Below are 21,571 nucleotides of genomic sequence, written 5' to 3' on the forward strand. Positions count from 1 at the left end.
CACATACATGAAAACAAGGTATTTGGAAAGCATTGCTTTCATGCGGCAAACTCGCCTGCCCATGGCGGCGGTGCGGCACAAATAAAAACGCCCGCTCGAATGAGCGGGCGTCTTATATCCGAACCGGATAAGCGATTAGCGGCGGATGCCGAGGCGCTTGATCAGGTCCTGGTAACGGGCCTCTTCCTTGCCCTTGAGGTAGTCCAGCAGCTTACGACGCTGAGCAACCATCTTGAGCAGGCCGCGGCGGCCGTGGTTGTCTTTTTTGTGGGTCTTGAAGTGCTCGGTCAGAGTGGTGATGCGCGAGGTCAGGATCGCGATCTGAACTTCCGGCGAACCGGTGTCACCTTCTTTGGTGCCGAATTCTTTGATGACGCGTGCTTTTTCTTCAACGGTGATCGACATCGGGATCTCCTTAGTATCAGAGGGTTATGGCGCAGGCCGGGATGTCGTCCAGCAAGGCCCTTGGAGTAATATCCCTGTCCATGACAGCGGATCAGCGGCGCATAGATGAGAATCGTCAGGAAATAAAGAGAAAACTCACAGTTTCACCAGCTGCACGCGGCTCATGTCGAATTCGGAAAGGTGCCGGAGTTCCGCAAGATCGGTGCCGTCGGCCTGTAACATCAGTCCGTCGTCGGTTTGGTTGGAACTCAGGGTAGGCGGCTCGCCGGAGTAATTCACGACCAGAACGTCTTCGTCAGTCAGGTCGTCGATTGTGACAGGGCCGGCGATACCGGATGAGATCATGAACACATCCTGACCAGTGCCGCCGTTCAGGTTGTCATCCGCAGCACCATGCAAGATATCTTCACCCGCACCGCCATTCAGGAAATCCTGTTCGGTGTCTTCGCCGCCATAGAGCTCATCTGAACCACTACCGCCGTTCAGAACGTCCGCGCCCGATCCGCCGTCCATGACATCATCGCCGAGCGAGCCGAGAAGCGCGTCGTTGCCTTCGCCGCCGTACATTTCATCGTTTCCGGATCCGCCAATAAGGTTGTCGTCGCCACTGCCGCCGTTCATCAGGTCGTCGCCGATATGTCCCGCAAGATAGTCGGCATCGGATTCGCCCGAGAGTTGGTCATCGCCTTCGCCGCCATGCAGCTCATCCTCGCCGTCCTCTCCCGACAGCAAGTCGTTCCCCATCGCGCCATCGAGAAAGTCGGCACCATTCCCGCCGCTGAGCGTATCGTCGCCATCTCCGCCGATGATGATATCGTCGTCATCCGTCCCATCCTCTGAAATTCCGGGAATAAGAACAGCTCCGGCCAAGGCCATCGTAACCAATCCGACAAGATACAGCATCACGCCCTCACCATTTGCAGATGAAACAGCGCTAGCCCGAGTGTGGTACGAAACGCGAACGAATTATGTGGTTATGGTTAACGCCAGCCACGGCTGCGGTTGCTGGCTGTAAGCGATATACAGCGGGTGTTTTGGGTGGCCCGCAGCTGTAAGTCCTAGCGTAAACAGCGGCTTGCCGGTTTCGCGCAGCAACGCCTCGACCTGTGGTCCACGATTAAGGAATTCGCCGTGCGTTCCCCAAGCGCAGATGATCTGATCGCCGTCGCGGATCCATTCCACAGCAGAATCGCGAATCGCGGCGTCATTGGCGGGCCCGACCGGATCGGCGGCAGCGCGCATCTTCTTCGGGTCGGTATCACGCCATGCGAAAATGTTGGTCACGCGGAACGAACCGAAACCCAGCGCGCGGGCACGGCGTTCGCAGCGTTCGACGGTCGGGTCATTCTGCACCTCGGTCGCAGTTGACGGATTGAGCATGACAAACAGGGCGCGGCGGCCTTCGGGGTTCCACACGCGGGTCAGCAGGTAGCGATATTTCTCGCATGGCGAGTAGACGGCGACCGATTCAGCATCGCCTTTGAGATGACATTTTTCGATCATTGCCTGCCCTAAAATCCGCAAAATTCTAATCAATTATCTCTGTCAGGGACGCAAAGTTAAACCCTCAAGAAGAATCATAAATGAAGAGGTTGGTATGGATTGGACCAGCTTGTTGTTGATTGGTTCCATGGGCCTAGGACTTGTCTTCGAATTCAACATTGACGGCGGAGTAGAGACCGACGTCAATGATGAGGCGGACATGATGGAAACCGACGAGCACGCGGCATCAATGATGTCGTTTGAAGAGGATATCGATGCTGAGATCGATATCTGGGATACGCCGATTATCGACTACGGGCCGATTGATCCCGAAGTCGCGGTGCTGCCTTGGGGTGACCCCGAGGTCGACACGGAGGTATTCGGCGAAATGGCTGCGTGATCAGCTGACGAACACGCGTGAAGGGTGAAGTTCACCGCTGCGGAAATGTCCGACAGCAATGGCTTGCCCTTCATAGCTTGCCCAACATTCCTCATTGAATTCAACGTCATGAGCAATGACGGTCGCAGCGTTGCCGTTGCGCAGGCGCGTGACGCTTTCGGGCGGGCAACGGACTTCGGTAATATCGCAAAGGCCGTCTTCAAGCGGGCGGAGATAGTTATCGAGCTCCGGAGTTTTGGCCAGTTCCTCGATCTGCTCCATCGTCATGGCGCCTTCGGTCTCGAACGGGCCGGACCAGATGCGGCGCAGGCGCAGGACGTGGCCGTAGCAGCCCAGTTTCGCACCGAGATCGCGAGCGATCGAGCGGACGTAGCCGCCTTTGCCGCAAGTCATCTCCAGCACGACATGATCTGCGTCGGGACGGTCAACCATGACCAGTTCCTCGACCCAGAGCGGACGTGCCGCAATCTCGAACTCTTCGTCATCGCGAGCGAGCTTGTAAGCGCGCTGGCCGTCGATTTTCACGGCAGAGAACTTGGGCGGCACCTGCATGATGTCGCCGAGGAAACCGTTCAGGGCTTCCTTGATCTCGTCATCCGTCGGGCGCTGGTCGCTGGAGGCGATGATTTCGCCCTCGGCGTCGTCGGTATTCGTCGCAGCGCCGAGCGTCACGGTGAACTCGTAGGCTTTTAGCGCGTCGGTGATGTAGGGGATGGTCTTAGTCGCTTCGCCGATGGCGACGGCCAGAAGGCCAGTGGCTTCGGGATCGAGCGTACCTGCGTGGCCCGCTTTCTTTGCCCCAAGCGCCCAGCGGACCTTGTTGACCACAGCGGTGGAGGTGATGCCGGCAGGCTTGTCCACGATGATCCAGCCAGAAATATCGCGACCTTTGCGCTTGCCCATCGTCATCTCCTTGGTATCGGGGCGGGTCTGCTAGCGGCCCGCCGCCGGTCCGTCAACCGCGTGCTTATTCGTCAGCGTCGTCGATATCGTCTTCGTCGAGGTCCTGACGCACGTGTTCGTCAGAAAACATGCGGCGCGTATCGTCCATCCGGTCGAAGGTCTCGTCGATTTCGAAACGCAGGTCGGGCGCGTATTTCAGCGTCACACCTTTGGTGACGAGGTGACGCAGCTCTGCCTTGTTGCGGCGAAGGGCGGCGAGGCACTCGTCCTTGTTCTGACCGCCGAGCGGCAGGACGAATGCGGTTGCGTATTTGAGGTCAGGGGAGCACTGCACTTCGCCCACGGTGATCGACATGCGACCCAGATCGGGGTCATGTACATCGCCGCGCGCAAGAACGTCCGAGAGTGACCTGCGGACGAGTTCGCTCACACGGAGCTGACGCTGGGAGGGGCCGGAGCCCGAATTGAAACGGTTCTTTGCCATATCGCCCATGTAAGCGTGATCAGCGCACTTGCCAAGCAAGGCGTTGCAGGGCTAGCACCGATACGCAATTCAAAGCCAAGAGGATGACGACATGACCGACCTGCCGGGTATCGTGATTACCGGAGCTTCGGGCCGTATGGGCCAGATGCTGATCAAGACTGTTCTGGGGTCGGACAAAGCCAAACTCGTCGGCGCTATCGAGCGTGATGGCCACGATTGGATCGGGCAGGATGTTGGTGTCGTGATGGGCGGTCAGCCGATCGGTGTGATCGTGACCTCGGACGCGGCTGCTGCCTTTGTCCAAGCGAACGCTGTCATTGATTTTACTGCACCTTCCGCAACTGTGGCCTTCGCGCAGGCCGCTGCCGAGGCTGGCATTGTTCACGTCATCGGTACGACTGGCATGGAAGACGAACACCTCAGCCAGATCGCTACGTCGGCGGCGAAGGCGACTGTGATCCGTGCGGGCAACATGTCGCTGGGCGTGAACCTTCTGACTGGTCTGACCAAGAAGGTCGCGGCCGCGCTGGGCGAGGAATTCGACATTGAAGTCATCGAGGCGCACCACAACAAAAAGGTCGATGCGCCGTCCGGTACGGCTCTGATGCTGGGTGAAGCTGCTGCCGAAGGGCGCGGTGTGAAGCTGTCCGACGTCCGCGATTCGGGCCGCGATGGCATCACCGGCGCTCGCAAGACGGGCGATATCGGCTTCGCCGTGATTCGCGGTGGCGACATCGTGGGTGAGCACGACGTTCTGTTCGCTGGCGAAGGTGAGCGGATTATCCTGCGCCACGTTGCCACCGATCGCGGTATATTTGCCCGCGGCGCTTTGCGCGCTGCGATCTGGGGACAGGATCAGGCACCGGGTGAGTACGATATGATGGACGTGCTGGGGCTCTGAGCCCCGCCGCGATCAGAAATCGATCGCAATGCCCTTCTTTTCCCAATCGCCGAAACGAACGGGCTCCGGCCCGTCGCGGCCACCAAGCTCGGTCGGAAGATCGAGCTTTTCTGCATTCTTGCGGCGCTCTTCTGCTTCGGCGAGAGCACGCTGTGCGGCGGGGGGCAGGTCAGGCTTCTGGGTCATGTTTTCTTGTTCCTCGGCTCTCTCTGATATAGGGCAGGGCATCTTTCAGGCCAAGGACCCATGGAGTTTCCTATGTCGACGACCGGTCTTGCGCCGCGCCTCGCTGCGTACCACCTGCTCAACGCTGTGACCATCGACGGTCGGCTGCTGTCCGAGGAAATCGGCGGCGGTGCCCTGTCGCGCCTGTCGCCCGAGGATCGCGCACGCGCCCAGCGCCTTGCGATTTCGACCCTCCGCGCCGCTGACCGCGCAGACCGTATGCTGAAGCCGTTCCTGCAAAAGCGCCCGCCGCTGTCGGTGCGCAACGCCATGCGCCTCGGCACGGTAGAGATATGGTCTGGCGAGGCTGCGCATGGTGTGGTCAACGCCTGCGTCGAGATCGTGGGTCGCGATAAGAAAACCCAGTCGATGAAGGGCCTCGTGAACGCGGTGCTGCGCAAGGTCGCCGCCGAACGCGAAGGCGCATGGGACCGTCTTCCGATCCCGCGTCTGCCCGACTGGCTGCGCCTCCCGATGATCGAAGCATGGGGTAAGCCCGCTGTCACCGGCATGGAGGCTGCGCATTATGCAGGCGCGCCGCTCGATATCACGGTGAAGTCCGACGCCGCCGGATGGGCTGAAAAGCTCGGCGGTCAGGTGCTGCCGACCGGCACTGTCCGCATTCCCGTCGGCGTCCAGGTCTCCGGCCTTCCCGGTTTTGAGGATGGCGAATGGTGGGTGCAGGATGCTGCGGCTGCTCTGCCTGTCAAAGCGCTGGGCAATATCGAAGGGCTGAACATCCTCGACCTTTGCGCTGCACCGGGTGGTAAGACGATGCAGCTTGCGGCGGCGGGTGCCAAAGTGACTGCCGTCGACATTTCACCGTCGCGCCTTGATCGCGTTCAGGAGAACCTCGAACGGACCAAAATGAAGGCCGATCTGATCGACGCGGACGCGCTGGTCTATGATGTCGAAGGGTTTGACGTAGTGCTGCTTGATGCGCCGTGTTCTGCCACGGGCACCATCCGCCGTCACCCCGATCTGCCGCACGCCAAGGACGGTAGCGAATTCGGCGACCTGATCGCGCTGCAAACGGAACTGATCGATCACGCACTGACCCTGCTGAAGCCGGGCGGTCGTCTGGTCTTCTGCACCTGTAGCCTGCTGCCTGATGAGGGCGAAGTGCAGGTTGAGGAGGCGCTCGAACGTCACGAGGGACTCACGGTCGAAAAGCCGGAGTTCGAGGGGCTCGATCCAGCGTGGCTGACCGAAGAGGGCGGCGTTCGCCTGCGTCCCGACTACTGGGCGGAATTTGGCGGAATGGACGGGTTCTACCTCGCCGTCCTGACAAAGGCTGCGTGACACCAAGGGTATTCCTACGTATCATTCTGCCTTAACAATGCGGCAAACGCAGTATCGAGGCAGCACCAGTGGTCAAGGCTCAGACAAGGCGTGGGAAATACACGCAGTGGATGAACCGCGCGCATGCGCGGCTTGCGGCCTATACTGCCAAGCAGCCATCTTTTGCACATCGGCCAGAGCCGCAATCCATTGGTTTATTTGCAAAAGGTCGCCAGCTTGTCGCTGGTAACTTCCTCTTTTCCGGCGATCTGATCGAAGCCCCCGGTGCCAGTATTTGGGATATCGCGCCCGTGGATTCGGAAGTCGCGCTGATGCTCCAGAACTGTAGTTGGCTGGACGATCTGGCCGCGGTCGGGGACGCTGCCGCGCGGGAACGGGCGCAGACTTGGGTCTTCGAATGGATCGAACGCTACGGGCGCGGTCACGGCCCAGGTTGGACGCCGGAACTGACCGGTCGCCGTCTGATCCGCTGGATAAACCACGCGTATTTCCTTCTCCGTGCGAGGGAGAAGGACGACATTGACCGCTTCATGCAGAGCCTCGGTGCGCAGACGAAATACCTATCCAAGCGCTGGAAAGGCACTAAGCCAGGGTTGGAGCGGTTCGAAGCGCTTTGCGGCCTTGTCTATGCAAGCCTTGCGCTCGACGGGTCCATGCTCGTTCTCGATGACGCGCTCTCGGCGCTCGCCAAGGAATGTAAGTCCCGCATCACCGAAGAGGGCGGGATCGACACCCGCAATCCCGAAGAGCTGCTGGAGGTCTTCACGCTCCTCGGCTGGGCAGTTACCGCGCTTGAGGAAACAGGCCGTCCCGCGCCGCAGGATGTCAGTGATGCCATGGGTCGCATCGCGCCGACGCTCCGTGCGCTGCGCCATTCCGACGGCGGTCTCGCTCGTTTCCACGGCGGTGGTCGTGGGATTGACGGGCGCTTGGACCATGCGCTGGCGCTGCTGCCGGATCGCACTGTGCCCAAGGGTTCACTCTATATGGGCTACGGGCGTATCACCGGTGGTCGCACCAGCGTTATCATCGACGCGGATTCTCCGCCGACAGGATCTGCAAGCCACGATGCCCATGCCTCGACCTGTTCGATGGAGGTCACGTCTGGCCGCCGCCCGCTGATTGTCAATTGCGGATCGGGGAGCCGTTTCGGCCTCGACTGGCGGCGTTTCGGCCGTGCAACCGCGAGCCATTCGACGCTCGCGATCGAAGGCTACTCTTCCGCACGCCTCGGCAAGCCGAGCAAATTCGGCGGGGTCGGTCACGAGCCGCTGGTCGACATCCCCGATCATGTGCCGACCGATCAGTCGAGCAGTCGCAAGGGCGAGAAATTCGAAGTCGCCCACAACGGCTATCAGGCAACGCACGGCCTCATGCACGCCCGCATACTCGACCTCAGCCATGACGGGCGGACGCTGGAGGGCGAAGAGCTCCTCGCTACGCTGTCGGATGCCGACAAGAAACGGTTCGACGTCTGTATAAAGCGCGAGCCGCTGGGGATTGCCTATTCGGTGCGCTTCCATCTGCACCCCGATGTCGAGGCGTCTCTCGACATGGGCGGAACGGCGGTGTCTCTCACACTCAAAAGTGGTGAGATCTGGGTGTTCCGGCACGACGGGCGGGCAGAAATGAACATCGAGCCGTCTGTTTACCTCGAAAATGGACGTTTACGCCCCAGAACATCGCAACAAGTGGTTTTAACCGGACGCGCAATGGCCTATGCGACGCGCATCCGCTGGTCCTTAGCCAAGGCGCATGAAACCCCAAGCGCTGTACGCGACTACGTTCAGGATGACCTTGCGGAACTGGATCAAGATTGACAGCCCGGAGAGCCCGCCCGATGACCGACCTCTATCCCCTGCGCCGCGCCCTATTGTCCGTGTCCGATAAAACCGGACTTCTCGAACTTGGAAAGGCGCTCGCAGATCGTGGTGTCGAACTGCTGTCGACCGGCGGCTCCGCCAAGGCGCTGCGCGATGCCGGCCTGACCGTTCGCGACGTGTCCGACGTCACCGGCTTCCCCGAAATGATGGATGGCCGTGTTAAGACCCTGCACCCCAAGGTGCACGGCGGTCTGCTGGCCCTGCGCGACAACGATGCGCACGTCGCTGCGATGGAAGAGCACGAAATCGGCGGCATCGACCTGCTGGTTGTGAACCTCTACCCGTTCGAGGCCGCTCTGGCCCGCGGTGCCGAGTATGACGAGATGATCGAGAACATCGACATCGGTGGCCCCGCGATGATCCGCGCCGCGGCCAAGAACCACGGTTTCGTCACCACCATCGTCGACGTCGAAGACTACGACGCGCTGCTGGCCGAACTGGACGCCAACGACGGTCAGACCTCGTTCGGTTTCCGTCAGCTTATGGCTCAGGTCGCTTACGCCCGCACCGGCGCTTACGACGCTGCGGTCAGCAACTGGATGGCTGATGCGATCGGTGAGGCCGCTCCGCGCCGCCGTTCGTTCGCCGGTCAGATCAAGCAGACCCTGCGCTACGGTGAAAACCCGCACCAGTCGGCCGCGTTCTACACCGACGGCACTAACCGTCCGGGCGTTGCGACCGCTGTCCAGCATCAGGGCAAGGAGCTGTCCTACAACAACATCAACGACACCGACGCTGCATTCGAACTGGTGGCAGAATTCGATCCGGCTGCTTCGGCTGCCGTTGCGATCATCAAGCACGCCAACCCGTGTGGCGTCGCCAAAGGCGCGACCCTGCTCGAAGCCTACGAGAAGGCTTTCGATTGCGACCGCACTTCGGCCTTCGGCGGTATCGTTGCGCTGAATCAGCCGCTCGACGCTGAAACCGCCAAGGCCATTGTCGAGATCTTCACCGAGGTCGTGATTGCTCCGGGTGCTTCGGACGAAGCCAAGGAAATCTTTGCAGCCAAGAAGAACCTGCGCCTTCTGACTACCGAAGGTCTGCCGAACGTCCTCGACAAGTCGAACACCGTTCGTCAGGTCGCTGGCGGCTTCCTCGTGCAAGACAAGGACGCGGGCTTCATCGGTATGGATGATCTGAAGGTCGTCACCAAGAAAGCCCCGACCCAAGAGCAGATGGAAGACCTTCTGTTCGCTTGGAAAGTTGGCAAGCACGTCAAGTCGAACGCCATCGTCTACGTCAAGGACGGCGCGACCGTTGGCGTTGGTGCTGGCCAGATGAGCCGTGTCGACTCCGCTCTGATCGCCGCGAAAAAGGCAGAACGTATGGCCGAGACCATTGGTCTGGAACAGCCGCTGACCATCGGTTCGGCTGTTGCGTCTGATGCGTTCTTCCCGTTCCCCGACGGTCTGATGGAAGCCGCTGCCGCTGGCGCGACCTGCGTCATCCAGCCGGGTGGTTCGATGCGCGACAACGAAGTCATCGCTGCTGCTGACGAAGCAGGCCTCGCGATGGTCTTCACCGGCATGCGCCACTTCCGTCACTAAATGAAAACGATCGCGACAGCCCGTGGAATGCGCCTTCTCTTCTGGGCAGGCTTCTGGACATTCCTGATCGACCAGATCTCCAAGTATCTGGTCGTGCACCTTCTTGGCCTCCGCACGCTGGAGGTCATTAAGGTCTTCCCGCCGTACCTCGAATTCCGCATGGCATGGAATCGCGGTGTGAACTTTGGCCTGTTCTCGGGCTTCGACATGCGCTGGGTGCTTGTCTGCGTGGCTGTCGTGATCTCTGCCTTTGTCCTCTATTGGCTGCGCCGCGAAGGCGGGAGCCGATGGGCGTTCATCGCGGGCGGTCTTCTCGTCGGCGGAGCGATGGGAAACGTCATCGACCGCGTTCTTTACGGCGCGGTAGCCGACTTCCTGAATATGTCCTGCTGCGGGATCGCGAATCCCTACGCATTCAACGTGGCTGACGTGGCAATTTTCATTGGTGCGATTGGGCTTGCGCTTTTCACCGGCACCAAGTCGAAGAACAAAGCTACGTGACGGACTGCTAAAGCTGCGCTAACTATAGGGCCGTTGAACCGGAGGGGATTTTATGCGCGCAATTTCGTTGGCTGTCGTAGCGATGCTGGCGCTCTCTGCATGTGGAGGCGGCGACAAGTCCCTTCACAACACGAGCTCGCTGCAAAGCGGCCCCGATGAATTCAGCGTTCTGCCTTACAAGCCGCTCGAAATGCCGCAGTCGATGGCGCTGCTGCCGCCGCCGAACCCGAACGGCATCAACCTTGCCGATCCGACACCGATTGCCGATGCGATGATTGCGCTGGGCGGCAATCCTAATGGCGGTATTGCTGGCGATGCCGCGCTGATCGCGCAGGCGACCCGTTACGGCACCGATGGCACTGTACGCCAGACACTCGCGTCCGAGGATGAGCGCTATCGCTGGACCCGCCGTAACCTTGGCCTCTTCAACATCTTTGCCAAGGATCGCTATTTCTCGGCTTACAACGGCATGGCGCTCGATCCATACGCGGAATTGGAGCGTTTCGGTGCCGCAGGCGTTACGGTCCCGTCAGCACCTCCGCAACAGTAGTCACAACTCCGTTGCCAGTATTGCACGTCCGGCGGGAGGCAGTAGGCTCACCCCATCGTTCGGAGGTGAATAATGCTGCGATCTCTTGCATTTTCTGCCGCTCTAGCCGCATCGCCGGCAGTGGCTCAGGATGTTTCTACCTTTCAGCTAGATAACGGTATGGACGTTGTGGTGATCGAAGATCACCGCGCGCCGGTCGTTGTCCATATGGTCTGGTACCGGCGCGGGTCGGCTGATGAACCCGTCGGAGAATCCGGCGTAGCGCACTTCCTTGAACACCTGCTGTTCAAGGGCACCGAGAACATGGCGCCGGGCGAGTTGTCCGAAACCGTGGCCGCGAATGGAGGGTCGGACAACGCTTTCACCAGCTACGATTACACCGCGTATTTCCAGCGCGTTGCGGCTGACCGTCTGCCGTTGATGATGCAGATGGAAGCCGACCGCATGGTGAACCTCAAGCTGTCCGAAGGTGACATCGCGACCGAGCGGGACGTGATCCTCGAAGAACGCAACATGCGGACCGAGAATAACCCGAGCGCGCTGGCCCGCGAACAGATGATGGCCGCGCAGTATCTGAACCACCGCTACGGCGTGCCGGTCATCGGTTGGAAGCACGAGATGGAGACGCTCTCGCTCGAAGACGCGACCTCGTTCTATGACCTCTACTACAGTCCGAATAACGCGACGCTGGTCGTGGCGGGTGATGTGGACCCGACCGAAGTCGGTAAGCTGGCTCAGGAATATTACGGCGCGATCCCGCGTCAGGAAAATCTGCCCGAGCGTATCCGCTCGCAAGAGCCGCCGCAGACCGCCGCGCGGCGTTTGACCTTCTACGATCCGCGTGTGTCCCAGCCCTATGTCGCCCGCAGCTACCTTGCGCCCGAGCGTGACAGCGGTGCACAGGAAAAAGCTGCTGCGCTGGTCTATCTGGCCGAACTGCTGGGCGGCTCGCCGTTCACCTCGGTCCTCGGCATGAAGCTGCAATTCGACACGAACACGGCCGTTTTCACGAACGCGAGTTACAGCGGCACGTCGCTCGACGACACGACGTTCAACCTGTCCGTCGCTCCGGCTGAAGGCGTGACGCTTCAGGAAGCCGAAGATGCGATGGATGATGCGATCCAGAGCTTTATGGACACCGAGATCGACCCCGACCGTATGGAGGCGATCCGCACCCAGCTTCGTGCGAGCGAGGTTTATGCGCTCGATGACGTGCAGGGTCTTGCGAACCGCTACGGCGCTGCGCTGTCGATCGGCCTGACGGTCGACGATGTCCAACAGTGGCCCGCAATCCTCGAAGCCGTCACGGCTGAAGATGTCAAAGCCATCGCGGCAGAGGTGCTCGACCCGCGCCGCTCCGTCACCATGTGGGTCAGCGCCGAAGAGGAGAGCGCAGAATGAAACGTCTGATTCTGGCTACCGTCCTGTCCGTCCTCGGCGTTACTGCCCGCGCAGAGGTGCAGATCCAGCAGGTCACTTCGCCTGCAGGCATTAACGCTTGGCTCGTCGAAGAGCACGAGATTCCATTTGTCGCGCTGGAGATCTACTTCAAAGGCGGTACATCGCTGGATGAACCGGGCAAGCGCGGCGCAACCAATCTGATGATGGGTCTTCTCGAAGAAGGCTCGGGCGAGATGACCGCGCAGGATTTCCAGCGCGAGCGTGAATCGTTGGCTGCGTCCTATGGCTTTGACGCCTACGACGACGGCGTGAGCGTGTCCGCCAAATTCCTGACCGAAAACCGTGATGATGCCGTGGCGCTGCTGCGTCAGGCGCTCGTCGCACCGCGTTTCGATCAGGACGCCATCGACCGCGTGAAGGGGCAGGTGCTCGCGGGCATCGCGTCGCGCAAGACAGACCCTAACCGCATTGCGGGCGACAGTTTCTATAGCGAAGCCTACGGCGATCATCCCTACGGCACCGATGACAGCGGAACCGAAGAAACCATCCGCGCGCTCACGCAGGACGATATCTTCAAAGCCTATCGCAATGCACTTGTCGAAGGCCGCGCCTATGTGTCCGCTGTGGGTGACATCAATGCCGAGGAGCTCGGTCAGGTTATCGACAACCTTCTCAGCGGTCTGCCCGAAGACGGCCCCGCCGTTCCCGGTGCGGTCGATTTCGGTCTCACGGGCGGCGCGACCATTGTCGACTTTGCCACTCCGCAGTCGGTGATCCTTTTCGGGCACGCGGGTATCGAACGTGACGATCCCGACTTCTTTGCTGCCTACGTGTTGAACACGATCCTCGGTGGTGACGGTCCGCAGTCGATCCTGATGAACGAAGTCCGTGAAAAGCGCGGTCTGACCTACGGCATCTACACCTATCTAGTGGACAAGGATTACTCGAACATGTGGCTCGGCTCGGTCGCCACGGCGAACGAGAAAGTCGGCGAGACCATCGACGTGATCCTCGATAACTGGGCCCGTGTTGCGACTGTCGGCGTCAGCCAGGAAGAGCTCGACAACGCCAAAACCTACCTCACCGGCGCTTACCCGCTGCGGTTCGACGGCAACGAAGAGATCGCGGGTATCATGGTCGGGATGCAGGTTCAGGGACTGCCGCCCGAATATGTGGTCGAGCGCAATGACTATATCGAGGCCGTGACGCTCGAGGACATCAACCGCGTTGCGCAGCGCCTGCTCAATCCCGATGCGCTACATTTCACCATCGTGGGTCAGCCCGAAGGCGTCGATGAAGCCATGCTGACCGACGTCGGCGAAGAGTGAGTGTTCACGAAATATCCCCTCGTGAATCAGTGAGGGCCATGCTACGTTTTGTGGCATGGCTCTAGCGAACCCCAAGATAACCCCCAACCGTCCCGTAATCAGACAATTGGACGAAACCGCTATCAACCGCATCGCTGCGGGTGAGGTGGTTGAACGTCCGTCTGCTGCGGTCAAGGAACTGGTCGAGAACTCCATCGACGCTGGCGCGACCCGTATCGAGGTCGTGATCGCCGATGGTGGCAAGACGTTAATCCGCGTGACCGACAACGGCTGCGGCATCACCGCCGACCAATTGCCGCTCGCGCTGTCGCGCCATGCGACGTCCAAGATCGACGGTTCGGACCTTCTGAACATCCATTCCTTCGGCTTCCGCGGTGAGGCTCTGCCGTCGCTTGGCGCTGTTGGCCGTCTGACCATCACCAGCCGCTGCGGCGGTGAGGAAGCCTCGGTCATCGCTGTCGCCGGTGGCCGGATGGAGGCGGTGAAGCCCGCCGCGCTGTCCGAAGGCACCGTCGTCGAACTGAAGGACCTTTTCTACGCCACACCCGCCCGCCTGAAGTTCCTGCGCACCGACCGCGCAGAGGCGCAAGCGGTGACGGACACGGTAAAACGCCTCGCCATGGCGGAGCCGTTCATCAGCTTCAGCCTTGTGGATGCCTCTGGCGGCAACCGCCGCGAGGTCTTCCGTGCCGATGCGGAGCAGGGCGAGATGTTCGATGCGCTGAACGGACGTCTGGCCACCGTTCTGGGCCGCGATTTCGCCGAGAACTCTATCGCCATTGATGCCGAACGCGATGGTTTCCACCTGACCGGCTACGCCGCGCTCCCGACCTACTCGCGCGGCTCGTCCGCTGCGCAATTCCTGTTCGTGAATGGCCGTCCGGTAAAGGACAAGCTGCTCATCGGTGCGCTGCGCGGCGCCTACATGGATTTCCTCAGCCGCGACCGTCATCCGGCTGCCGCGCTGTTCGTCGACTGCAATCCGCAACTCGTCGATGTAAACGTGCATCCCGCAAAGTCCGAGGTCCGTTTCCGTGAGCCTGGTCTGGTGCGCGGCCTGATCGTTTCTGGCCTTCGTCATGCGCTCGCCGGTGCCGGTCACCGCGCGTCGTCCACAGTCGCTGCCGATACGCTGGGCGCGATGCGGCCCGAGCAGCCCGCCGCGCCGGTCTATCAGGCGCCGTACCGCGTCGAACGTCCGACCTATACAGCCCGCAGCGCCAGCTACGACATGCAGGCGCCCGCGCCGGAGTATTCGGGTTTTGCCGAGATGTCGGCGCCGTCCGCCCGCGTCGAGCCTGTGATCGAAGACACCAAACCGCTGGAGGCGCTGCCGCTCGGTGCTGCCCGCGCGCAGGTCCACGAGAACTACATCATTGCGCAGACGGAAACGGGGATGGTGATCGTCGATCAACACGCTGCGCATGAACGCCTCGTCTATGAGAAACTGAAAAAGCAGATGGCCGAGAATGGCGTCGCAGCTCAGGCTCTGTTGATCCCCGAGATCGTCGAACTGTCGTCGGGCGATGCGCAAATGCTGCTCGATCTGGCGGACGATCTGACCAAGCTCGGCCTGACGATCGAGCCATTTGGCGGCGGCGCGATCTGTGTCCGCGAAACGCCCGCTATTCTGGGAGAGGTGAACGCGGACGCGATGCTGCGCGATATCCTCGACGAGCTTGCAGACCTTGGCGACAGCACCACGGTCCAAGTACGGATCGAAGCGATCCTGTCGCGCGTCGCGTGCCACGGTTCCATCCGCTCCGGTCGCCGGATGCGCGGTGAGGAGATGAACGCGCTCCTGCGCGAGATGGAGGCGACACCGCATTCGGGCCAGTGCAATCACGGACGCCCGACCTATGTGGAGCTCCGCCTGTCGGACATCGAACGCCTGTTCGGTCGCACCTGATGACGCTCGATCTGAATGACCCGCAGACGTTGATCTTGCTGGCAGCGGGGGCTTTGGGCCTCTTTGTCATCATCCTGCTGCTGATGGTCGTGAAACGGGCAGGGCAGTCGGCGCACATGGCGCAGATGGTGGCAAGCCAGATGGGCCACGTGAACCAGCGTGTACAAATGCTTTCAGACGGGCAGCAGCAGCTCGTGGGCGGCCTGTCGTCGGTGTCGGAGGCGCAGGCTAAATCGCAGGCGCATATGCTCAAGCTGATGGAGGCGCGCCTTCAGCAGGTCAACGAGGTTGTGAACCGGAACCTGACGCTCAGCACTAAAGCTACGGCGCAGAGCCTTGGCGAGCTTCAGCAGCGCCTCAAGACCATCGATAAGGCGCAGGAAAATATCACCAAGCTGTCGGGCGATGTGCTCGGTCTACAAGACATCCTGTCGAACAAACAGACCCGCGGCGCGTTCGGTGAAATCCAATTGCAGGACATCGTGTCCAAAGCGCTGCCAAGCGACAGTTATCGCCTCCAGCACACGCTTTCCAATGGCAAGCGCGCCGACTGTCTGATCCACCTGCCCAACCCGCCGGGGCCGATTGTGATCGACAGTAAATTCCCGCTCGAACCTTACGAGCGGATGCGCAAAGCGGAGACCGAGCAGGAGAAGCTGGAAGGCGTTCGTCAGATGCGGATCGCGGTGCGCAACCATATCCGCGCCATCAGCGAGAAATACATCATAGAGGGTGAGACGGCCGACGGTGCGATCCTCTTCCTGCCGTCCGAAGCTGTCTACGCAGAGATCCACGCGAACTTCTCTGAACTGGTTCGCGAGGGGTTCGCCGCGCGGGTTTATATCGTTTCGCCGACGACATGCATGGCCACGCTGAATACAATGCGCGCGATCCTGAAGGACGCCCGTATGCGCGAACAGGCGGGTGCCATTCGTCAAGAATTGTCGAAGCTTTATGGGGACGTTGATCGCCTTGGCTCTCGCGTGGAAAACCTCGACCGCCACTTCAACATGGCGGCCAAGGATATCGCGGAGATCAAAATCAGTGCCGAGAAGGCTGGGAAGCGTGCGCAGCGGCTCGACAACTTCGATTTCGAAGAGCTTGCCCCCGAAACCAACCCGTCAGTCGTGCCGCTGGTGCAGGATTAAATCTTCACGAACGGCTGCGCGAGGCGCGGCAGGAACGAGTTGAACTTGAGCGGCGCATCGGTCGCGGCAAGGCAGATGCAATCCAGCCCGTCCTCGGCGACCGGCGTGTGATCCAACTCTTCGTTCGCGACTTCAATGTCACCGGTGCCGAAGCGGTCGGTTTCATCCTTGAACGCGCCTTGCAGAACCAGCGTCAGTTCCAGCCCGCGATGACCGTGATCGGGCACCGACGCGCCAGCCGGAATATGCAGCAGACGCACAGTCGCACCGCTGTCGGTGGGCAGGATCATCTGCTTCACACCGCCGCCAACGCGGCGCCAACGCACGGCTTCGACGTCGCCGCCAACATAGTCAGCCAGCGGGGTCGGGAAGATGCCCGCACGCTCGGCTTTAATCTGCACTTCCTCTGGCGAGTCCGTCAGAGCGGCGAGCGCAATGTCCAGCGCATCGGCATTCATCGCCATTGCGTCAGTGCGCATCATGACTTCACCGCCAACGGCCTCGAACTCGGCCAGTTGGGCGCGGCATTCGTCACACAGCGAAATGTGCGTTGCCACAACGAGGTTGAACGCTTCGGGCAGGGTGCCTGCGGCGTAACCCATCAGCAGAGAATTGGTGAGGTGGTGTTTGATATCTTTCATCGGCTTCATCTCATCTCATCGCATGACGCAAGCGGTCCAGCGCCAACCTTATCCGTGATTTGATCGTGCCCAGCGGCAGGCCGGTTTCTTCGGCAATCTGCGCATGGGTCAATTCGCCAAAGTAGGCTTTTTCGACCAGCTCTCTTTGTTTGTCTGGCAGTTCGGCTATCGCCTTGCCCAGTCGTTCGGTATCTTGCTGGAGCGCGACCTGTTCTTCCTGGTCCGGCTCCGCTTCGGGTCCCCAAGGCAGATCCTCGGGTTCGGGTCGTCTTGCGCGGCGGATGATGTCGATCTGCCTATTGCGCGCGATCGTAAAAATCCAAGTGGACACACTCGCACGGGCGGGATCGAACAAGTGTGCCTTGCGCCACATCGTGGCCATCACATCCTGAGCAATCTCTTCTGCCTGATCCGGAGCCGCGCCGCCCCGCACCAGGAAACCTTTCACACGCGGCGCGAAATGGCTGAACAAACGGGCAAAAGCCTGCTTGTCCTGATGTTCACGGATCGCGTTAACCTCTGCGACCCATGCCATTCGACCGTTGTTTTCGTTTACCACCCGTTTTTCCTTGCTCTTCCGATTGGCCAACGGCTGCCGCATTGCGCGGACGTGCATTGGTATGGCCACATTATCGGCACGGGTATCGACGAGGTTCAACATACTTCTTCTACGGAAGTCGCGCCAAAGTGGATCACCGCGATTTTTATTTTCATCCAAGCTGCATGAACTCACGTAAGTCTTCAAAAATACGGAGAACTTTGATGAACGTGCACGTCCCCCGCCGCATCCCGAGCAAAGTCGCCATCATTGGCGGCGGTATTTCGGGCATGGGCGCCGCCTACAAACTGGCGGAGACGCATAACGTCACGCTCTTCGAAGCGGAAAAAGACCTCGGCGGCCATGCCCGCACCCGCATGGGCGGACGCGATGGCGATCAGGCGGTCGATACCGGCTTTATCGTATTCAACCATGTGAACTATCCGCATCTGGTGGAGCTGTTCCGCGAGCTAGAAGTGCCGACGGTCAAATCGGACATGAGCTTTGGTGCATCGCTTGGTGACGGCCGCTACGAATATGCGCTGAAAAGCCTTCGCGCGATTTTTGCCCAGCCGATGAACGCGCTGAACCCAAAGCACCTGCGGATGGTGCGCGATATCATGCACTTCAACGCGAACGCGCTGGAAGTTGCGCGGTCCGACCGCACGATGACGGTCGAGGGTATGCTGCAAAAACTCGGCACCGGAGAGTGGTTCCGCAACCGCTACCTGCTCCCGCTGTCGGGCGCGATCTGGTCGACGCCGGTCGAAAAAATCGCTGACTTCCCCGCCTATGCGATGATGCAGTTCTTTGAAAACCACGCGCTGCTGCACCACACCGGACAGCACCAGTGGTACACGGTGGCGAGCGGCTCGCGCAGCTACGTTTCGCGTTTGGAAAACCGTCTGAACCTGAACAACGTCGATTTGCGTCTGGGCGCTTGGGTCGAGGGCGTGCGCCGGACAGGTGCGGGCGCTGAGGTTCGTGTCCACGGGGGCGAGTGGGAACACTTCGACGAGGTGATCTTTGCCACCCATTCCGATGACACGCTGCGCCTGCTGGCTGACCCGACCGCCGCCGAACAGGAAGCGCTCGGCGCGATCAAGTATCAGCCAAACCGCGTTGTTCTTCACTCGGACGTGGACATCATGCCCAAGCGGCGCGTTGTCTGGTCATCGTGGAACTACACTGAAATGCACGGCAAGCAGACCGATCAGATCGACCTGACCTATTGGATGAACAACCTTCAGCCTTGGTTGAAAAAGGACGAGCTGTTTGTGACCCTCAACAGCACCCGCACCATCCGCGAGGAACTGATCTGGGATGAAGTCACCCTGCGCCATCCGGTCTATGACCTTGCGGCGCTAGAAGGACAAAAACATGTTGCCGCGATCAACGGTGAGAACCGCACGTGGTTCTGCGGCGCTTGGATGAAGAACGGTTTTCACGAAGATGGTCTGTCGAGCGCGATTGACGTGGTCAACGCGCTGCAATCGGCTCAGGAATTCAGTGTGGCGGCGGAATGAACGGTATCCAACATATCGAAGGAAAGACCTTCCACGGCAGGCGCGGCGACATCAAGAACGCCTTCTCCTACCACGTGGATTACGTCTTGCTTGATCCCGAGCTAGAGGTCGATGCGCCGTCGCTATTCGGACGCAACAAAAGCGCGATGGTTGCCGTCCATGACCGCGACTACGGCGGTGAGCCGAAGAACGGCACAGGCGTTGCTTGGGCGCGCCAGGCGCTGGCCGAAGCGGGTATCCAGCTTGGTGGTCGCATTCTGCTACTCGCGCAGCCGCGGGTGCTGGGGCATGTGTTCAATCCGGTCAGCTTCTGGCTCTGCCATGATGAAAGCGGAGTGCTAAGGGTCGCGATTGCAGAGGTCACCAACACCTTTGGCGACCGCCACAGCTACCTCTGTCATCACGATAACTTTGCACCGCTGGGAAGTGGCGGCTGGGTGGAAGCGCAAAAGATTTTCCACGTCTCGCCGTTCCAACCGATCAACGGGACCTACCGGTTCCGCTTTGGTGTGGAGGATGACAAGGTCAACATCGTGATCGACTACCGCCATGCTGAGGGCGGGGTGGTCGCGACTCTGGTTGGTGAGCGCAAGCGGCTCACCAATTCCGGCATCGTCCGCACGGCCATCAAACGCCCGCTGGGGTCGATCCGCGTGCTCGCGCTGATTTACTGGCAGGCGCTCAAACTCAAGTTCAAGGGCGCTCTGTATCGCAGCAGACCGGAGCCGCCCGCTCAAGAAGTCAGTCGTTAAGGTGTCATGATGATTATCGGTATTCTGGTCGGCCTCATCATCGCGGTCGTAGTCGCCTTGCTGTGGCAACGATACGCGAGCTTCGTCTCGCAAAAGCTGGACCATTATCAGTCCGGCCGGCCGTTCGACATCCGCCGCGACCTCAATGGTCCGATCCTGAGCGAGGGGCTGATTTATGGCCCGCTCGGCAAAGTGTCGTCGCGCTTCGTCGGTGACTTCTCGGTCAATTGGGACGGTGATCGCGCCATTATGATCGAGCGGTTCCGCTATGACAGCGGCAATACTCAGGACCGCCGCTGGGATCTCGTTCTGCACCCCGATGGTCGGATTTCCGCCGAAGCGGAGGACCTCGTGGGCACAGGACATGGCCGCGTCGCTGGATCGGCGCTCGTGCTGCACTATCGTATTAGGCTGACCGAGGATGCGGGTGGGCATGTGCTGTCCGTCACGGACTGGATCTACACGACCCCCGACGGTGTCCTCATGAATAGATCGCAATTTAGAAAGTTCGGGCTGAAAGTTGCTGAACTCGTCGCGACGATGAGGCCCGCCGGAGAGTATTGAGATGGATGATTGGGCAGGCAAGCGGTACTGGATTATCGGAGCCAGCGAAGGTTTGGGGCGCGCTCTTGCGCAAAAGCTGAGCAAGAGCGGCGTGAAGCTCGTTCTGTCGGCGCGGAGCGAGGATCGGCTGAAAGAACTGGCCGCTGAACTGCCCGCGCACGCCGATGTCGTCACCATTGACGTGACCGATATCAAGAGCGTCGAGAAGGCCGCCAAAGAGGCCGGCTCCATTGACGGCATGGTCTATCTTGCCGGTGCCTATTGGCCGATGGCCGCGACTGAGTGGGACAACGAAAAAGCCGAACTGATGGGCGACACCAACTTCCTCGGCGCGATGCGGTGTGTGGGCGCGGTGCTGCCGACGATGGTCCAAAAGAACAAAGGTCACATCATCCTGACCTCGTCGCTGACCGCCTATCGCGGCCTTCCTGGGTCGATCGGCTACGGCGCATCCAAAGCCGCGCTTCTGTCGCTGGCCGAGGGAATGCGCGCCGACCTCAAGGAAACCAACGTCAACGTTCAGATCGTCAATCCGGGGTTCATCAAGACCCGCCTCACGGACAAGAACGACTTCAACATGCCGATGATGATGGAGCCGGAAGACGCGGCTGCCGAAATTTTCGAGCACATGAACTCCGACGATTTCAAGAAGTCCTTCCCCGCGCCGATGGGCATCATGCTCCGTGCGTCGCAATTCCTGCCGGACTGGCTCTATTACAAGCTCGTCTGACTTGCTCTGGATCAAAGCCTGAGCGCTCAACATGGGCCATCCTGTTCTGCAAAGGAACAGGAGGCCCTTATGCATATCAGCGCTGACAAAGTTGCCGAAGTCATCATCCTCGCCCGCGATGCACGTCGCGGCGCAGCCGAACTGGATCAGTTCATCGACACTCTGACCGAAGACGAACAGGCGGGGCTCGTTGCGGTTTTCTGGATCGGGCGCGGAAGTTTTGACGCCGCCGAGTATGATGAAGCCTACGCAACTGCGGTGAACGAGGCTTCGACGCCGACGAACACCTATCTCGGGGGCTCCCCGCATCTGGCCGATCACCTTGAGGCAGGTATGGACGCCCTCGGGATCGATGTGAATGCGGAGGAAGACGATCTCTACCGTTCGGTATGACGCCGCGTTGCAGGTGACGGACGCGTCAACAAGGGGCATGGTCACCCACAAAGGGAGG

At 60.4% G+C, this 21,571-nt stretch carries 24 protein-coding genes; 16 read left to right on the top strand and 8 right to left on the bottom strand.

Annotated elements, in window-relative coordinates; genetic code table 11:
• Positions 1-135: 135 nt before the first annotated feature.
• The 3 genes from rpsO to HCZ30_RS04155 all read right to left on the bottom strand — a co-directional run bounded on the left by rpsO (position 136) and on the right by HCZ30_RS04155 (position 1,908).
• On the bottom strand, positions 136-405 hold the full coding sequence (gene rpsO, locus HCZ30_RS04145; RefSeq protein ID WP_167636598.1) for a 30S ribosomal protein S15: 270 nt from the start codon (positions 403-405) through the stop codon (positions 136-138).
• A 135-nt stretch (positions 406-540) separates the two neighbouring features.
• Positions 541-1,308: a calcium-binding protein gene (locus HCZ30_RS04150; protein ID WP_167636600.1), complete on the bottom strand. Its 768-nt coding sequence runs from the start codon at positions 1,306-1,308 to the stop codon at positions 541-543.
• Between the two features lie 63 nt (positions 1,309-1,371).
• On the bottom strand, positions 1,372-1,908 hold the full coding sequence (locus HCZ30_RS04155; protein ID WP_167636602.1) for a DUF1643 domain-containing protein: 537 nt from the start codon (positions 1,906-1,908) through the stop codon (positions 1,372-1,374).
• A 94-nt stretch (positions 1,909-2,002) separates the two neighbouring features.
• Between HCZ30_RS04155 and HCZ30_RS04160 the strand changes: the two genes are divergently transcribed.
• Complete coding sequence (locus tag HCZ30_RS04160) at positions 2,003-2,287, top strand: hypothetical protein (RefSeq protein WP_167636604.1); 285 nt, start codon at positions 2,003-2,005, stop codon at positions 2,285-2,287.
• On the opposite strand, the gene truB is transcribed toward HCZ30_RS04160, so the two are convergent.
• Entirely contained in the window at positions 2,288-3,190 is a 903-nt protein-coding gene (gene truB / locus HCZ30_RS04165; RefSeq protein ID WP_167636606.1) for a tRNA pseudouridine(55) synthase TruB, read from the bottom strand.
• A 64-nt stretch (positions 3,191-3,254) separates the two neighbouring features.
• Positions 3,255-3,674 carry a 30S ribosome-binding factor RbfA gene (gene rbfA / locus HCZ30_RS04170; RefSeq protein ID WP_167637068.1) on the bottom strand — a complete coding sequence of 140 codons (420 nt, stop codon included), beginning with the start codon at positions 3,672-3,674 and terminating at the stop codon, positions 3,255-3,257.
• 91 nt (positions 3,675-3,765) lie between these two features.
• On the opposite strand from rbfA, the gene dapB reads away from it, so the two are divergent.
• A complete protein-coding gene (gene dapB / locus HCZ30_RS04175; protein ID WP_167636608.1) occupies positions 3,766-4,575 on the top strand; it encodes a 4-hydroxy-tetrahydrodipicolinate reductase in 810 nt (269 codons plus the stop codon).
• A 12-nt stretch (positions 4,576-4,587) separates the two neighbouring features.
• Here the strand turns inward: dapB and HCZ30_RS04180 are convergent, their stop codons facing one another.
• Positions 4,588-4,761 carry a DUF1674 domain-containing protein gene (locus HCZ30_RS04180; RefSeq protein WP_167636610.1) on the bottom strand — a complete coding sequence of 58 codons (174 nt, stop codon included), beginning with the start codon at positions 4,759-4,761 and terminating at the stop codon, positions 4,588-4,590.
• Positions 4,762-4,833: 72 nt separating this feature from the next.
• Here HCZ30_RS04180 and HCZ30_RS04185 point away from each other — a divergent pair, with 72 nt between their 5' ends.
• The 9 genes from HCZ30_RS04185 (at position 4,834) to HCZ30_RS04225 (ending at position 16,369) form a co-directional block, all read left to right on the top strand.
• Positions 4,834-6,102, top strand: coding sequence for an RsmB/NOP family class I SAM-dependent RNA methyltransferase (locus HCZ30_RS04185; RefSeq protein ID WP_167636612.1), 1,269 nt, complete (start codon positions 4,834-4,836; stop codon positions 6,100-6,102).
• A 110-nt stretch (positions 6,103-6,212) separates the two neighbouring features.
• The gene (locus tag HCZ30_RS04190) at positions 6,213-7,922 is read left to right on the top strand and encodes a heparinase II/III family protein (RefSeq protein WP_167636613.1); all 1,710 of its coding nucleotides are present in this window, start codon (positions 6,213-6,215) and stop codon (positions 7,920-7,922) included.
• 20 nt (positions 7,923-7,942) lie between these two features.
• A complete protein-coding gene (purH, locus tag HCZ30_RS04195; RefSeq protein WP_167636615.1) occupies positions 7,943-9,532 on the top strand; it encodes a bifunctional phosphoribosylaminoimidazolecarboxamide formyltransferase/IMP cyclohydrolase in 1,590 nt (529 codons plus the stop codon).
• A gap of 27 nt (positions 9,533-9,559) precedes the next feature.
• Positions 9,560-10,033, top strand: coding sequence for a signal peptidase II (gene lspA / locus HCZ30_RS04200; RefSeq protein ID WP_167637071.1), 474 nt, complete (start codon positions 9,560-9,562; stop codon positions 10,031-10,033).
• 52 nt (positions 10,034-10,085) lie between these two features.
• Positions 10,086-10,583 carry a DUF3035 domain-containing protein gene (locus HCZ30_RS04205; RefSeq protein WP_167636617.1) on the top strand — a complete coding sequence of 166 codons (498 nt, stop codon included), beginning with the start codon at positions 10,086-10,088 and terminating at the stop codon, positions 10,581-10,583.
• A 72-nt stretch (positions 10,584-10,655) separates the two neighbouring features.
• Positions 10,656-11,984: a M16 family metallopeptidase gene (locus tag HCZ30_RS04210; RefSeq protein ID WP_167636619.1), complete on the top strand. Its 1,329-nt coding sequence runs from the start codon at positions 10,656-10,658 to the stop codon at positions 11,982-11,984.
• The gene (locus HCZ30_RS04215) at positions 11,981-13,312 is read left to right on the top strand and encodes a M16 family metallopeptidase (protein WP_167636622.1); all 1,332 of its coding nucleotides are present in this window, start codon (positions 11,981-11,983) and stop codon (positions 13,310-13,312) included. The genes HCZ30_RS04210 and HCZ30_RS04215 overlap by 4 nt, the downstream gene beginning before the upstream one ends.
• Before the next feature lie 55 nt (positions 13,313-13,367).
• Entirely contained in the window at positions 13,368-15,221 is a 1,854-nt protein-coding gene (gene mutL / locus HCZ30_RS04220; RefSeq protein WP_167636624.1) for a DNA mismatch repair endonuclease MutL, read from the top strand.
• The gene (locus HCZ30_RS04225; RefSeq protein ID WP_167636626.1) at positions 15,221-16,369 is read left to right on the top strand and encodes a DNA recombination protein RmuC; all 1,149 of its coding nucleotides are present in this window, start codon (positions 15,221-15,223) and stop codon (positions 16,367-16,369) included. The genes mutL and HCZ30_RS04225 overlap by 1 nt, the downstream gene beginning before the upstream one ends.
• On the opposite strand, the gene HCZ30_RS04230 is transcribed toward HCZ30_RS04225, so the two are convergent.
• Both HCZ30_RS04230 and HCZ30_RS04235 read right to left on the bottom strand, forming a co-directional pair.
• Positions 16,366-17,010, bottom strand: a complete 645-nt coding sequence (locus HCZ30_RS04230; RefSeq protein WP_167636628.1) for a ChrR family anti-sigma-E factor — start codon at positions 17,008-17,010, stop codon at positions 16,366-16,368. The genes HCZ30_RS04225 and HCZ30_RS04230 overlap by 4 nt on opposite strands.
• Before the next feature lie 10 nt (positions 17,011-17,020).
• Positions 17,021-17,671, bottom strand: a complete 651-nt coding sequence (locus HCZ30_RS04235) for a sigma-70 family RNA polymerase sigma factor (RefSeq protein ID WP_167636630.1) — start codon at positions 17,669-17,671, stop codon at positions 17,021-17,023.
• A 101-nt stretch (positions 17,672-17,772) separates the two neighbouring features.
• Between HCZ30_RS04235 and HCZ30_RS04240 the strand changes: the two genes are divergently transcribed.
• The 5 genes from HCZ30_RS04240 to HCZ30_RS04260 all read left to right on the top strand — a co-directional run bounded on the left by HCZ30_RS04240 (position 17,773) and on the right by HCZ30_RS04260 (position 21,513).
• Positions 17,773-19,074 (top strand): NAD(P)/FAD-dependent oxidoreductase, encoded by a 1,302-nt coding sequence (locus HCZ30_RS04240; protein WP_167636632.1) that lies wholly within the window; start codon positions 17,773-17,775, stop codon positions 19,072-19,074.
• Positions 19,071-19,826 (top strand): DUF1365 domain-containing protein, encoded by a 756-nt coding sequence (locus HCZ30_RS04245; RefSeq protein ID WP_167636634.1) that lies wholly within the window; start codon positions 19,071-19,073, stop codon positions 19,824-19,826. The genes HCZ30_RS04240 and HCZ30_RS04245 overlap by 4 nt, the downstream gene beginning before the upstream one ends.
• 9 nt (positions 19,827-19,835) lie before the next feature.
• On the top strand, positions 19,836-20,390 hold the full coding sequence (locus HCZ30_RS04250) for a DUF3833 family protein (RefSeq protein WP_246212591.1): 555 nt from the start codon (positions 19,836-19,838) through the stop codon (positions 20,388-20,390).
• Between the two features lies 1 nt (position 20,391).
• Positions 20,392-21,120, top strand: a complete 729-nt coding sequence (locus HCZ30_RS04255) for an SDR family NAD(P)-dependent oxidoreductase (RefSeq protein WP_167636654.1) — start codon at positions 20,392-20,394, stop codon at positions 21,118-21,120.
• Between the two features lie 69 nt (positions 21,121-21,189).
• A complete protein-coding gene (locus tag HCZ30_RS04260; protein ID WP_167636656.1) occupies positions 21,190-21,513 on the top strand; it encodes a DUF3775 domain-containing protein in 324 nt (107 codons plus the stop codon).
• The last annotated feature ends 58 nt before the right edge of the window (positions 21,514-21,571 follow it).

This window comes from Marivivens donghaensis (genome assembly GCF_011806565.1).
Taxonomy (GTDB): Bacteria; Pseudomonadota; Alphaproteobacteria; order Rhodobacterales; family Rhodobacteraceae; genus Marivivens; species Marivivens donghaensis_A.